Annotated in this window: 13 protein-coding genes and 1 pseudogene; 6 read left to right on the forward strand and 8 right to left on the reverse strand. The window is 44.0% G+C overall.

Annotated features, from left to right (window positions below; all coding sequences use genetic code 11):
- The first annotated feature begins 19 nt into the window (after positions 1 to 19).
- The 4 genes from RMO52_RS04990 (at position 20) to RMO52_RS05005 (ending at position 7,692) form a co-directional block, all read left to right on the forward strand.
- Complete coding sequence (locus RMO52_RS04990) at positions 20 to 2,833, forward strand: DUF1156 domain-containing protein (protein WP_310411462.1); 2,814 nt, start codon at positions 20 to 22, stop codon at positions 2,831 to 2,833.
- A 2-nt stretch (positions 2,834 to 2,835) separates the two neighbouring features.
- Positions 2,836 to 6,036: a helicase-related protein gene (locus RMO52_RS04995; protein WP_310411465.1), complete on the forward strand. Its 3,201-nt coding sequence runs from the start codon at positions 2,836 to 2,838 to the stop codon at positions 6,034 to 6,036.
- 194 nt (positions 6,037 to 6,230) lie between these two features.
- On the forward strand, positions 6,231 to 6,842 hold the full coding sequence (locus RMO52_RS05000; protein WP_310411469.1) for a hypothetical protein: 612 nt from the start codon (positions 6,231 to 6,233) through the stop codon (positions 6,840 to 6,842).
- Positions 6,835 to 7,692: a hypothetical protein gene (locus RMO52_RS05005; RefSeq protein ID WP_310411472.1), complete on the forward strand. Its 858-nt coding sequence runs from the start codon at positions 6,835 to 6,837 to the stop codon at positions 7,690 to 7,692. The genes RMO52_RS05000 and RMO52_RS05005 overlap by 8 nt, the downstream gene beginning before the upstream one ends.
- Positions 7,693 to 7,788: 96 nt before the next feature.
- On the opposite strand, the gene RMO52_RS05010 is transcribed toward RMO52_RS05005, so the two are convergent.
- The gene (locus RMO52_RS05010) at positions 7,789 to 8,250 is read right to left on the reverse strand and encodes a hypothetical protein (protein ID WP_310411475.1); all 462 of its coding nucleotides are present in this window, start codon (positions 8,248 to 8,250) and stop codon (positions 7,789 to 7,791) included.
- Positions 8,251 to 8,592: 342 nt separating this feature from the next.
- On the opposite strand from RMO52_RS05010, the gene RMO52_RS05015 reads away from it, so the two are divergent.
- Entirely contained in the window at positions 8,593 to 9,057 is a 465-nt protein-coding gene (locus RMO52_RS05015; RefSeq protein ID WP_310411478.1) for a hypothetical protein, read from the forward strand.
- A 79-nt stretch (positions 9,058 to 9,136) separates the two neighbouring features.
- Here RMO52_RS05015 and RMO52_RS05020 read toward each other — a convergent pair whose 3' ends face one another.
- Both RMO52_RS05020 and RMO52_RS05025 read right to left on the reverse strand, forming a co-directional pair.
- Complete coding sequence (locus RMO52_RS05020; protein ID WP_310411480.1) at positions 9,137 to 9,322, reverse strand: hypothetical protein; 186 nt, start codon at positions 9,320 to 9,322, stop codon at positions 9,137 to 9,139.
- Complete coding sequence (locus RMO52_RS05025; RefSeq protein WP_310411483.1) at positions 9,319 to 9,471, reverse strand: ribbon-helix-helix domain-containing protein; 153 nt, start codon at positions 9,469 to 9,471, stop codon at positions 9,319 to 9,321. Before RMO52_RS05025 ends, RMO52_RS05020 begins: the two co-directional genes overlap by 4 nt.
- A gap of 168 nt (positions 9,472 to 9,639) precedes the next feature.
- Between RMO52_RS05025 and RMO52_RS05030 the strand changes: the two genes are divergently transcribed.
- Entirely contained in the window at positions 9,640 to 9,957 is a 318-nt protein-coding gene (locus RMO52_RS05030) for a hypothetical protein (protein WP_310411486.1), read from the forward strand.
- A gap of 354 nt (positions 9,958 to 10,311) precedes the next feature.
- Here RMO52_RS05030 and RMO52_RS05035 read toward each other — a convergent pair.
- The 5 genes and pseudogenes from RMO52_RS05035 to RMO52_RS05055 all read right to left on the reverse strand — a co-directional run.
- Positions 10,312 to 10,776, reverse strand: a pseudogene (locus RMO52_RS05035) (Clp protease N-terminal domain-containing protein); the annotation flags it as partial.
- A 40-nt stretch (positions 10,777 to 10,816) separates the two neighbouring features.
- Positions 10,817 to 12,412 carry a leucine-rich repeat domain-containing protein gene (locus RMO52_RS05040; RefSeq protein ID WP_310411489.1) on the reverse strand — a complete coding sequence of 532 codons (1,596 nt, stop codon included), beginning with the start codon at positions 12,410 to 12,412 and terminating at the stop codon, positions 10,817 to 10,819.
- Positions 12,413 to 12,541: 129 nt separating this feature from the next.
- Positions 12,542 to 13,144, reverse strand: coding sequence for a hypothetical protein (locus tag RMO52_RS05045; protein WP_310411492.1), 603 nt, complete (start codon positions 13,142 to 13,144; stop codon positions 12,542 to 12,544).
- A gap of 18 nt (positions 13,145 to 13,162) precedes the next feature.
- A complete protein-coding gene (locus RMO52_RS05050; protein WP_310411494.1) occupies positions 13,163 to 13,861 on the reverse strand; it encodes an SOS response-associated peptidase in 699 nt (232 codons plus the stop codon).
- Positions 13,862 to 14,096: 235 nt separating this feature from the next.
- Positions 14,097 to 14,327: an MbcA/ParS/Xre antitoxin family protein gene (locus RMO52_RS05055; protein ID WP_310411497.1), complete on the reverse strand. Its 231-nt coding sequence runs from the start codon at positions 14,325 to 14,327 to the stop codon at positions 14,097 to 14,099.
- Positions 14,328 to 14,533: the final 206 nt, after the last annotated feature.

Genomic DNA, 14,533 nt, shown 5'->3' on the forward strand with positions numbered 1-14,533 from the left:
GTCCGCCCTCTGATTTCCCATGACTAAACGTAAGCCTGTTTTCATCGAAAAGATTTTCCCGATTAAGTTGCTCAATGAGCAGGTGTATTACGAAAATGGGGGGAATCCATTTAAGGGGTTGCATCGGTGGTATTCGCGGAAGCCGTTATCTTTCAGTCGGGCTTCGGTGTTGGGTTCGATTTTGCCTGCGGATGTCTCGATGGAGGAGTTTGAGTATCTATTGGGCTTGGAGAAGCGGGAATATCGTAACAAGGAGACGAAGCTATACAAAACGCCGCCTTCACCAGATCGCATCAAACAGGTTCATGCTTTGTGTGAGGGGATGTGGGGAACTGCTACGCCAACTGTGCTGGATGCCTTTGCTGGAGGCGGAAGTATCCCGTTTGAGGCAGCGCGGTATGGGTTGAATGTGCTGGCTTCGGATTTGAATCCGGTGGCGGTAGTGACGATGAAGGCAGCTATCGAATTTCCGCTCAGGTTTGGCCCCGATTTACAGCAGGATATCGATAAGTGGGTAAAGTGGGTTGGGGATGAGGCTGAGAAGCGGTTGGCTGAGTTTTTTCCGTCGGAGCCGAATGAGACGGTGCAGAATTATTTATGGGCGCATACGGTGATATGTCCGAGTTGTGAGTCGGTTGTGCCTCTGAGTCCGAATTGGTGGTTGAGTAAAACGACTAATTACGCTGGGAAAGGACAAGCTAGGAAAATTACTAGTGATTGGTATGCGGTGCGCCCGATTCCGAATCTTGAGCAGAAGCGGGTAGATTTTGAATTGGTGAAAGGGAAGAAGGGGAAGGAAACAACTATCGTAACGGAAGATGGTCAAGAGTTCGATCCTGATGAATTTATAACTATTGCTAGAGGTGTTGGAAAATGTCCTAATTGTGGAAATGTCATCGGCGATGATGTGATCAAAATGCAAGTAAAGTCAGGGCAACTAGATCATCAACTATATGCAGTTGCCTATAAACAAGGGAAAGAAATTTTAAAGTTTAGGAATCCTCATGATAAAGACTTACAAGGATGGAAATTAGCAAGATCGACAATTATCAAGAAATATGCTGACCTTCAATCACATACAATCTTTCCATCAGAAACAATAGTCAACGATCATGGTCAGATTCTTAATTATTGCAGAACATGGTCGGATATTTTTAATCATCGTCAGCTTTTAACACTTGCTAATTATGTAGAAATTATCAATGCGGCGAAGGAGCTAATGAAGAAAGAATATGAGATTGAGAGAGTAGAGGCAATCGTCACTTATTTGACATTGGTACTCGATCGATGTGTTGATGTAAATTGTCGATTGGCGCATGTTAATACGATGGGGCCAAAAATTGAAGGAGCTTCAGGACAACATTCTCTCAACCTTATATGGAACTATCCCGAAGTTAATGGGGCTAATCGTTTATGGCGGTGGTGTGCAGACAAAGTAATTACAGACTATCCCAAGCTTTGTGAAATATTAAATATAAATCTAAACTTTTCAGGCACTTTGAATGTAGAGCAATATATTCCCAAATTAATTCAGATATCATTAGCATCATCAGACTCATTAGCTCATATTGATAACAAATCTCTTGATGTCATCGTTACCGATCCACCTTATTATGGGACAATTCCCTATTCCGATCTGTCAGACTTTTTTTATGTTTGGCAAAAACGTACTCTAGGCGATATTTTCCCCAATCTATTTTGGGCAGAGTTGACCGACAAAGATCGGGAAGCCGTTGCTAATCCCTCTCGCTTTCGAGGAATGGGAGGTAGCCCCGAAGAACTCGCCAACCAGGACTATGAAGCAAAAATGGCTCTGGCATTTGCTGAATACTATCGCGTCCTCCGAGATGATGGAGTAATGACCGTCCAATTCAACCACAAGGATTCTGGCGCGTGGGATGTGCTTGCCAAATCCTTGATTGATGCGGGGTTTGAAATTACCGCTTCTTGGGCTGTCAGTACCGAAAATCCTCAAAATCTCCACCAAGCTCAGAAAAACTCGGTTTCTAGTACAGTCTTGCTCGTCTGCCGGAAACGCGATCCCGATGCTGGTAGCGCGTGGTGGGAGGATCTGCGCCCAGAGGTTGCGAATTTAGTCGAAGAACGCGCCCCAAAATTTGAGGAAGCCGATATCAATGGGATCGATCTCTATCTGTCGACATTTGGCCCCGCGCTGAATGTCTTTTCGCGCCATTATCCAATCCTCAATAGTAGCGGGGAGGAAGTCCGCCCAGAGGAGGCTTTTACCGAAGCTCGTAAAGCCGTGGCAAACTATCGCTTCCGCAAACTCGCCCACATCGACACCGCCGGATTCGATCCGCTAACAATTTGGTATCTGCTGGCTTGGGATGCTTTCCGCGCCCGTGAATTTCCCTTTGATGATGCCCGTCAATTGGCACTAGCGATCGGTGGTTTTAATATTAGCGAACTCAAAGGAGCGATGAAACTCCTCGAAGTAAAATCGGGCACTTGTAGACTGCTGACTCCCGCCCAACGCGCTCAGAAACGCGCCTTCTCGACTAATCCCGATGATTTTACCCTGACTTCCCTCGTCGATGCCCTCCATGCCACGATCGCCATCTATCAGGAAGAACAGACGATCGAACCCGTGCGCCGTTTCCTCCGAGCAACAGCACTGATTAATAACGATCTGTTCATGCGGGCATGGGAAGTCACATTGAAAGTAATTCCCCTGATTCGGGATAGTAAAAAACGCATCCCCGAAGAACAAGCTCTCGCCGATCTGTGGCTGGCAATGGATGAGATTAAGGCTAAGGTAATCTACGTTCAACAGGAATTAGATTTGGGCACCGTTCAGCAATCCTTATTTTAACCATGTCTAATCCTCCTGCGCTCCGCGACTATCCTTGGAAGATCGGTTACTCCAGCGATACCCACAATCCGATCGTCGATTTTTATATTCCCGCCCTCGAACGTGCCAGTCAATACGATCGCAAGGCTGGATTCTTTAATAGTGCGATTCTCAGTAGTGTGGCGCGGGGGATTGGTGCGATGCTTGCCCAGCAGGGCAAAATTCGGTTGATTATGGGCTGTCAATTTAGCCCCCAAGATATCGCCGCCATTCGTCAAGGCTATAGCCTGCGGGATGCCCTAAATGCGCCACTCGATCGAGCATTGACTCCACCCCAAAACTGGAGTCAACTCAAGCACTTCGAGCTACTCAGTTGGTTGATCGAACACAATTATCTCGATCTCCGCATTGCCATCCCCCTAAAGTCCGATGGTTCCCCAGAAGATCCCCATACTCAACTCGCCCCAGAACGCTTATTCCACGAGAAAGTGGGGATTATTACCGATAGTTTTGGCGATCGATTGGCATTCAGCGGTTCTAATAATGAATCCCTCGGTGGTTGGTATGCAAATGTCGAATCTTTCCATGTCTATCTGGACTGGGAAGGCGGACGCGATCGGGAACGGGTAGAACTCGAAGCAGAACGATTCGATCGGTTGTGGGCGAACCAAACCCCCAATGTGGCGATATTTACCATCCCCGATGCCGTCCGCCGACGGTTGTTGAGATATACGCCCAAGCAAGCTCCGATTTGGCAACAGGAACTGGAATTCGATCTGCGCTCGATCGTGCCTAGTCAACTTCCTGCTGATGAAGTTAATTCAGTCCCGCCAGTAATTGATGATAGCCTTGGCTCTAAAGATAGGCAAGATGCCTGTCCCACAGTTGCTGAAATCGAAGATTTTCAACGCCTTCACAATCTCCATACCGATCCTAGTTGTCTCGCCTACGTTCTCCATTCCATTCCAATTCAACCTTGGCTGCATCAACTCAAAATCCTCTACCGTTACGTCGCCGAATTTCCTCGCAACTCACTGATTGCTGATGAAGTGGGCTTAGGGAAAACGATCGAGACGGGCTTAATTCTCCGCTATCTCCTCGTCTCCCAAAAAGCGAAACGCATCCTCATCCTCGCTCCCGCCAGCGTTCAACCCCAATGGCAAAGCGAACTCCGCGAAAAATTCAATCTTCATTTCCACAGCTTCAGCCAAGGCGAACTCCTCGATCCGTTTGGGCAATCCACACCCCTAACGGATAATCCTTGGGATAGTCATCATCTGATCCTAGCTTCCAGCCACCTCGTCCGTCGTCAAGATCGGATGCGAGAACTCCTAGCCTCTCAGCCGTGGGATTTAGTCATCCTCGATGAAGCTCACCACGCCCGTCGTAAATCTCCCCAAAACCGTCAAGATACGCCCAATCGACTCCTAGAGTTGATGCGCCAATTAAAAGATCGCACTCAAGCCTTACTCTTACTTTCGGCGACCCCAATGCAGATCGATCCGATCGAGATTTTCGATCTACTCCACCTATTGGGATTAAGCGGACATTGGCAATACGGCGATAACTTCTGCAACTACTTCCACTACCTAACTCAAAGCAGCGATCCACAAATTCTCGCCTTCTGGCAACAATTATCTGTCGATTACTTTACCAGCGGCGGTAAACCATGTCCGCGCATTCAGCAATATTGGCAATCTCGCGATCGACTTTTAGCCAGTAAACTCTCCGATACCTGGCAACGTGGGCGCAAGATTACCAATCCCCGTCAAATGCTAGCTGATGAAACATTTATCACCGCTTCCCGCCAGTTCCTGACAGCCAATAACCCACTCAAGGATCTGATGTTTCGCCACACGCGGGATACTCTACGCCAATACTACCGCCTGGGCGTACTGGCTAAAGATATTCCTCAACGGGAAGTCTGGGATGTGGCAATTACCCTCGAACCATTGCGTGAAGCAGATTTATATCGATCTGTCAGTAGTTATGTCCGCGACTTTTATCGTCTCGCCCAAAAACAAAATCGTAAAGCCTTGGGCTTTCTGATGACGCTCTATCGCAAACGTTTAACTAGTTCTTTTTATGCAATTCAACAATCCCTCACCCGCCGTCTCAACGATCTCCTCACCGGAAAACCAACTAGTCTCAGCGTAGACGATCTATTAGAACTAGACGACTTAGATGATAGTGCGATCGATAGTTTGGCAGCACTAGCCGAATCCGTCCATCCCCAAGAAATCGAATATTTACAAGATTTACTCCGACAATTCGATCGCACAGGGGAAGATACTAAATGTGCCCAATTTTTAAAAGTACTCAGGTGCGAATTGCAAGCGCGAGATAGTGCGATCGTTTTCACCCAATATACTGACACGATGGATTATCTCCGCGAATTCCTCCAATCCAGTTTTGGCACGACGGGGGTAGCCTGTTATTCTGGTCGCGGTGGAGAACTTTATCAAGATAGTCAATGGAAAATCGTCCCCAAAGAGAGGATTAAAAGTCTGTTTCGCGATGGCAAAATTGATATTCTCCTCTGCACAGAATCTGCCAGTGAAGGCTTAAACCTCCAAACTTGTGGTGTCTTAATCAACTACGATCTCCCCTGGAATCCCATGCGGGTAGAACAAAGAATTGGGCGGATCGATCGGATCGGACAGCGTTATCCCACCGTCCGCATCCACAACTTCTACTACGATGGCACCGTCGAAGCCAAAGTCTACCGCCGTCTCCGCGAACGCATCGATGCCTTTGCCACCGTCGTGGGCAACCTCCAACCAATTCTCGCCCAAGTCCCCACCTTCATCGAACGCGCTGTCATGAGTGCCGATCCTGAAGAAGAAGATGTCCTATTATCCGAATTTGAACAGATCCTCGATACCCCTCCACTCCGCCCTGCACTCGACGAAATGCTCGAAGCCGATGTCCGAGCCGATTTAGCTGAAACCAGCCGCCCTTTTGCCCCTACAACTCTGACTAACGATCGCATTGAAACTCTCTTCACCTCTTCCGCAATGCTCAAATCCCAAGGAGTTGAATTCATCTCCCAAGGCGATCGATGTTGGCAACTTATTTTAAACAATAAGCTCTATTTAATTACTTTTCACCCCGAAGTATTTGAAGAACGATCTTCTTCTCTCCGCCTACTAGCCTTCGGCGATCCTTTATTCGATCGGCTACTTGCTCTTACCGCAGTTCAAACTGATTCGATCGAGTCTTGAGGCTAAAATTCAATCTTTTCTTCTCAATATTCTAAATAAATTTAGTAGCGAACTAAAAATTAGACTACAATGGCGTATGTAGCCGTTAAAATTTGGACAAGTAATTGCCCCATCTGTACCTCGGCTTCGCTTTATTGAGTTGGTTCAGCTTGGCGGCGATTTAACTCAATAAAGCTTTCCCTCGGATATTAAATATGAGTCGCACTTGGCGCATGTCGTGCCATTTGCGATCCATCAACCAACCACCTTTTATTAAGGAGTCAATTTTATTTGTGTATCTCAATCATCTAACCGATCCTCCCGATATGCAAGTCTATGCGTCGTCATCTCAAAATGATCTCATTCATCAAGAAGACGACACAGGCGAAACAAGCTATGGCGACAACGAGCAAGACGATCCCAGCATCGAACAAGACGATGCGCTTCGCGAACGCATCTTATCCATAGCACTGGAACTTTTTAAGTCCAATAGTGAAATCACGATCCAAGATGTTGTTGATGCTTCCAATATTAAGGAGTCGCCGATCCGTCATCGATTAGGTCAGTTGGTTTCTATGGGGAAATTGAGTTTTGCCCGTGGAACAGGTCGAAGACCCAATTATTACTACTTGCCAAAAGAAGTAACTACCGAAAACTCCGATCTTGATGATTTACACGAGCTAGCAAAGCTTGTTAAGCAAAAAGAGATGAACATCCATCAGCAAATAGTCAGTCTTCAACAAGAACGTGAGAAGGTCTTAGCTGACTTATCTGCAATTGAAAGAACCATAGAAATCAAAGAAGAGTATAGAGGTACTTATGACTAATCCAGAAGATCCTAGTAAAAAGTCACAAAAAGCGGTCAAGGCAGAAAGAGCCACTATTCTTTTAGGAGAGATCTCTTTAGAGGTATTCAAAATGCCAGATGGACACTACAGACTGAGCCAGACCCAGGTAGCTGGGGCGGTCGGAAAAGACGAATCCTCGTTCCGGAAATTTAGAACGTCTAAATCGCCGGATGCGTTGCGGCTTAACGGATTCCGTTCCGGAAAGATCGGTATTGAGGGTAATAACATCAAAGTATCTACGATACCAGTGGAATTAGCCGCAGCCTACTGGGTTAAGGAATCCATCGCGCAAAATGCTGTTGCGAGTCGATTGCTAGGTGCGTGTGCAGTTGAATCAATCGAACGTCGAGCAGACATCGCTTTAGGCATTAAGCGAACCGAGCAAGAATACAATCAGCGTTTTGCCGTCAGGGTGGATTTGAAAGATGTAAAGCGCAAAAAACTCGTCAGTGCAATAGCTCACTGGCTGCACAAGCAGAAAATATATGGATCTAAGAGTGGGCAGACATCCTTCAAAGAAGCCCACGACCACATAAACTTGGGATTGCAAAATTTGAGATCGAGAGATATTAAAAAATCGAACAATCTCCCCAAATCTGCGTTGATTCGAGATTACTTTGAAGTTGCTGTACTTGTTAATTATTCATCAATTAGTCAGATAGCTGCCAATTTCTTGAATAACGAGATGGCTTGTAATCCTATTGAGGCGATCGATATGGCTTTTGCCTGCTACTTACCATCGAACTATATTGCCAAACCCTGCGATCTTATCGAGAATATCAACAAAGTCGGAAGTAATTTGAAAAAGATGAAGAGCAAAGCTTCGTGATGTTTATGATTGGTTAATTTTAGAGAAATCTCCGTAGCTGTGCTGCGGGGATTTTTTTCTGTCGTTATTTATCCCACATTCCGCTGTTTCGATAGATTATTTGTCCGATCGACCAACTTCAAGCACAGGATCTGGCTCAATGACGAATCGCTCATGATAGATAATTGCTAGCCAAAAGTCTTCTCCTACGACCTTATCGCAGACAGCTAAAAAACCAATCTCAGACCAATCGCTTCCGAAAGTCGTGTCTGTCAAAAATATCGTTACCGAATTACCATCCACACTCCAAATAGTCCGACCGATCTCAATATTGGGGTGATATTTGCGAGGAATCGGTAGTAAAACTGGACAGTTATCGACGATCAAAAACTCTGGAACATCCTCGATTTGACGAGTAAATGGATCGTACTCTGGACGATTGACAAAGACTACTCGATCGGAATCATCAGCAACGAGGCAACTCCAATCTTCAGGCCCTTCATGCTTCTCGATAATTCGATCCCATCGGACTTTCGCAATCTTTTGACGTGTCGCTTCGGATAAATCTGCTAATTTCATACGCTGGAGATTGTAATGAACCCGATTTACTAATACATAAATACTCTATATGGACACATCAGAAAATGCAAGTGCCATTTCAATTGCATACCTTTCCGTAGACGATTCCGCAAGCAGACGCATTGGATCGAGTTGTCGATCCAATGCGTCGATGTTCGTCGAGCCAGTCTCCTCTTGGCAAAATCTAACAGAAAAATGCTATATTCAATTTTAGGTAAGTCACAGACTTACCTTCCGCCCAACAAATAGGAATCTCGATGACTGACTGATAGCAGACCCACTCCTAATGACACACAGATAACCCTGTCCGCAGGAATCTTGTGTTCGTTTATCAGGAGAGAGATGATGTCAATTATCGGATTAAGATTTCGGAGCATGGCGGCTCGACTCAAGATTTTAACTCTCAACCATCCAGACCTAGAAGTTGAGAAGGTGCAGCTAGTGATTAGCGATCGACTCACACACATTGTCGATAAAGCTCGGTCGATCGGCATAGATTTAGACGATCCCTATGAGGTATGGGAATTACTCAGCATTGATGCCGTTATCTCCCTCGAAGATATTCAAGGACAACACCATCGGGTCGCAATCTCGATCGTCGAGAATGAAGCTCGTGCTTACCGATTGATGAAGCAACGGCAAACTTATTCATGGAAGGATGTGCGCGTTGCTCTAGGAATGCACTGCCACTGGGTATTTTGTGTCAACGCAAAGCATCTGCCTGATGACGGGGAATGGATCGATATTCTCTACCATCAGATCGACATACCTCGCGGTTGGTCAGATTGTCGATTAATTAACCTCTAGATTTCATAACAAGCTTAGGGGTTTGTCAACAACTGATGTTTTACAAACCCTTAACCAGTATTCTTCCGCAACTAAGCAGCTATTCAACCTCTGGACTATCTGAAATCTCGCCCAAATCTAGATTGACATCTGCTTGCAAAATCGATTCCTGAGCAGCTTGAGCCAACTCCGCGATCGAACATTGATACAACTCACATAAAACCGCCAACTTATCGAGCGTTAACTTCGGCATTATCCTAGCACTTTTCCAAATTGCCCACTTCACTTTGACTCTTTCTCCTCTATTGCCTTAGCCACAAGCCGCACCACCAAATTACTAACCGATCGATCCTCCTCCTCAGCCCACTTCACCAGGGCGGCATATACCTCTTTAGGAAAATAAACAGATGTCTGTACTCGATCGGGTTGACTCATCAGCTTCAATCAAAATTTTCAGCAAATTCATCGTACCCTCGCAACCTTGCTAGACAGTCAAATAATGTATAGTAGATTTTTATAATGTTTTGTACATTGTAAAAATCATTAAATTATTTGCCAGGTAAAACTCAGAAGCTTGTCTAGCAACAATTACAGGTACAGAAAATGATAAACACACCGCGTAAATTGGCGCAGCGTGAACTCGATTTGATTCAGAAGCTAGCTAATTGTCAGTTCGCCATGACTCCCCGTGAATTTGAAGCTAAGTGGGATGTAACGCGAGTGCAGATGGCAGCTTTATGTAGTTGTTCTCCAGGTAGTGTCAAACGCTGGTTTAAGAGTGGCAGAGGTTATATAGCCCCCAGTCGTTATCACTTACGATACTTGGCACTAGCAGACCTGGTATTTGAGTACTTTGATGAGATCCCACCAGAGCTATCACGATCGATTCTCCAAAGCAGACACTCCGTAGAGGGATTTTAGGCATCCCGCTAGTACCTATTTATTGTTCAATTTGCAGTCGAAGTTTGGTAGATAACATTTCGAGATTGTCTTAGATCGCCGTAAAGATAATACCTATGTCGATCTGAGATCGACATAGCCAAGCGAACATAAAATAAATTCTACTTCCATTTTCATCTGTAAATAGATCGATCGATATTTTTATTAAAATTACTAAGAGCATATTAATACCTGAATTACATACGGCTACGTTATGCAACGGCGCAAAGCTGCGATGTCCTGCTTTAGTTCATCAACAGCCCGATCGATCGCAACTGCCTTAGTCTCAATTGATTTTAAGAGGAACAACATTTCTATCTGCTGGACTGTCATTGAACTAGATGGAGATGGACTAATAACTTCTGTCGTCTCGCCCAACATCCGAATCACCTGCGGTCGTATTTTGGTTAAATCTACGCCAAAAGTTTCCATCACTTTCACCGCCTGATTTTCACTTTCACTAATTAAGCCGAGTAGTAGATGTTCTGTGCCAATATAATTATGCCCAAGCTCCTCAGATTCTGCTTGAGCGAACTCTAAAACACGTTTTGCTTCTGGGGTAAAAGGAATTTCGAGAGCCACAAACCCCGAACCGCGTCCGACAACTTTTTCAACTTCGATTCTGGCATCCTTTAAATTAACTCCCATCGATCTTAAAACCTTAGCTGCGATGCCATTCTCTTCACCAATTAAGCCAACTAGAATTTGTTCGGTACCAACAAAGTTGTGTCCCAATCGCCGTGACTCCTCTTGACTAAGCATGATTACTTTAATGGCTTTCTCTGTATAACGTTCAAACATAACTTGCTTCGTTCTCTGATTAATACAATAATAAACATACTTAAGTTTCTATATCAAAAGAATTAGGATGAATGCCATGATTTATCCAAGTAATTGCTTTCTCTGCACTCGCCATCTCTGGCGGTACTCGGAGAATATGAATATGTGACGTAGATGGGCAAGTCATTTTTAATAATACCATCGGCTCTGTATTGACAATTACACTTCCTCTATTATAAATTTTTTCGATACCATCAATTTTCACCAAGGTATATTCTCGCCAAACATCGAGTACGATAGCATTTAATTCATCACAAATTCTCTCATAGCCAATTTGTGTGACTAATACACGTCTAATCTCTGCGTTATCTTCATCTAATAACCATTTAGGCTCCCAATCACTGATCTTAGTCCAGTATCGACGAGAAAGATTAACACCTAAAAATTTAACTTTATTCAAACCTGGTGCTCTTTGCAGAATTGATAAATCTGTCAAAGGGTTATTATCTAGATTCAACTCAATCAAATTAGTAAGGTCGATGATACTTTCCGGTAATGTTTCTATCTGATTATTTTCTAAATGTAATTCAGTTAAATTATTAAGATTGCCGATACTTTTTGGTAGTTCAGTTAAACTATTGTGTCTTAAATTCAGTTTAGATAGATTACTAAGATCGCCGATACTTTCTGGCAGACTAATTAGGTTATTACGATCCAGATCTAAAGCGGTCAAATTATTAAGATTACCAAGACTCACTGGTAAACTAGTTAACTGATTTTCACGCAGACATATTTGACCTAGTTTTGGAAAATTGCATATACTTTCTGGCAAACTACTTAGTTTGTTGTTTTGTAAGTCTAAATACGTCAAATTGCTAAGATTGACCATACTATTTGGCAGAATACTTATCTGATTATCTCTTAATATTAAACAATCTAATTTCTTAAAATCACTAACGAATTCTGGAATGACAATTAGCTGATTCCATCCTAAATTCAGATAAGTTAAGTTAGTAAGACTACTAATTTTTTCTGTCAAGTTAGTTAATTCGTTTGCACATAAATATAGATGTGTCAAACCGACTAATCTACTAATAACTTTTGGGATGGTACTTAGCTGATTTTTAGATAAATTTAAGTTAATTAAGTTAGGAATATTCTCTATACTTTTTGGCAGATCGCCTAACTGATTACAACTCAAATCTAAATGAGTTAAATTAACGAGATTACCAATACTTTCTGGTAAAGTAGTTATCTTGTTACTTTTCGGAGTTAAGTGAGTTAAATTAATGAGCTTACCAATGCTTTCTGGTAGAGTAGTTAGCTTACCCTGCCTTGGACATAGGTAAGTTAAATTAATGAGATTTCCAATACTTTCCGGTAAACTAAGTAGACTGCGATTATCGTAGAGATCTAAATAAGTCAGACTAGTCAGATCGCCAATATTTTCTAAGTTAGTTAGCCTTGAGGCGCACATGGATAGTTTGGTCAACTTGGTTAGATTACCAATGTCTTTTGGTAATTCTTTAATCCGATCGGCATGATGTAAAATCAAGCTCTTTACATGAGCAATATCATCCAAGTTTTCTGGTAGATCGTGTACCCAAAGACTATCACCTTGCCGAAATGGTTTGCTCGAATCATTAAGGTCGTCCATATTTGATTATGTTAAAATTTTAAATAATTGATAAGATTAATGCACGTCAGATTTGATTTCTATGAATCCATAATTATCTTATTAGAGCAAATTATCGATTCCGCAAGCGGACGTTACACGATCGATTAGTTAACCAGATTCATCCACCATCCACTTCAGAATACCTAAAATCCGCTCGACTGGAATGACATAATATTGGTGAGGATCGATGGTAACATTTTTACCTTCGAGCTTGAAAAACTGCCACCACCTACCGCTGGTTACACTGCCATAGATAACGGAGATTTCGTTACCTTTGCTGGTATTGAACTTCTGAGCAGCAATCATCTCGGCGACACACTGCCCCCAGCCTAGATCTAACCCTTTCTTGTCCGCTTCTACCAGCATTACAATCGGAGCTTTGATAATAGATTGAATTGTCGATTTACTCAGCAAAAAATCGACAACTCCATCTAGACTCTGCTCTGAATCTACATTAAACTCTTGACCAGAAAATAGCTGAACTTGCTCTTGAGTTAATTGCACTACCTCAGCTAAAATCGGACTAACCAAAAGTTCGGATCTAGCTTTAGCGGATTGGGCTGTTTCCGCCAACCGAAACCACTGTTGAAAGATTGTTAAGAACGCTGGTTGTGGATCTGCCGTTGGTAAGAATTCGCAGAAGGGAGCCTCCAGAAGATTTAATTCAAATTGGTCGTTGACAGTTTCGAGGGTGAAGTTGTTATAAGTCATCGATTTCTACTTTCCAATTCAAATACTAAATTGATGATTCGATCGACTCATCGGCTGTTTGCAGTCGGGACTGTCGTTTTTAGGATTATTTACAAGACTGCTGACAGGATAGAGTTTCATCTCACTGGCTGGATAGGGATCGAGTAATACTTGCAACCGATCGATCTTCTCAAAGCTAGGATCGAGCCACTGTGTGTACTCTTTCTCCGCAAGAATTACAGGCATTCGTTCGTGAATTGGTGCCATCAGCTCGTTAGCAGTAGTTGTAATAATGGTACAAGTTTCCAAAACATCTCCACCAGGACTTCCCCATTGCTCGTACAAGCCCGCAAATGCAAATAGTCCTTCATCCTGCAAACCAATAAAATACGGCTGTTTCTGGCGGCTTCCTTCCACCTGTTGCCACTCATAAAAGCCATTGACTGGAATCAAACACCGCCGTTTCCGAAAGGCGGAGCGAAACGAGGGTTTTTCACTTACAGTCTCGGCTCTGGCATTAATTAGCTTGTAGCCGATCTTCGGATCTTTTGCCCAAGACGGAATTAGTCCCCACTGCAAGCTCTTCACTTGGGGATCGTCAGGATCTGGTAATCTCACAATTGCTACCACCGCTTGGGAAGGTGCGACATTGTATCGCGGGGATATTTCGCTGCTTTCAGCCTTAAAAACTGCTGCAATATCCGCTGCTGAACTCACTTGACAAAATCTGCCGCACATAATCCTTTCCTAATTGCTACTATCTAGGATCTTAAAATTACTAGTACACAAATACTTTAACAGTAATGAATACTAGCTGCAAGTGCATTAGTAACGTTTCGCTCGTCCACACAGCGCGATTGAGATTCCAGAGTAAAAACACGTTCGGCGATTCTTAGCGGAGTTGTCGGATGTCCGCTCGGTTGCTATGAGTATGCTTTAAGAAGTCCTCTATTGATGCTGCGCCAAATCCCCACTAGCCGTAAATTCCGTACTCAGCGCGATAGAGAAGTTCTTCGACTTGTTTGGCACCTTTGTCGGAAGACAGAGCCGCCAGCGGGGTAATACCTGCCAAACTGTGCTTGGGAGTTTGCAACCATTTCATCGCCCCTTGGCGATCTTCAAATAGACCGATCGCTTGTTGCGTGATGCGATTAAATCTGTTCGATCGTTGGCATAGCCTCTCCTCTGGAGAATCGACTATCAAGGAGGAGGATTGAGCGGATGGAATCGCGCTGAGGTTCCCTCAGCGTGCGTTCCACCCAGCAGCGACCCAAATCACGCGGAGAGTAGAGGATCATGTGTTGCCCCAGCGGCTCGCGCACGCCTTTGTTCCCCGACGGTTTGCGGATGCGCGCTCTGGAGGTTCCCTCCAGGTATAGCGCACCAAGCAGCGAGGCAAGACAAGCAGAC

Source organism: Chamaesiphon sp. OTE_8_metabat_110, from assembly GCF_031382685.1.
In the GTDB taxonomy this organism is placed as follows: domain Bacteria; phylum Cyanobacteriota; class Cyanobacteriia; order Cyanobacteriales; family Chamaesiphonaceae; genus Chamaesiphon.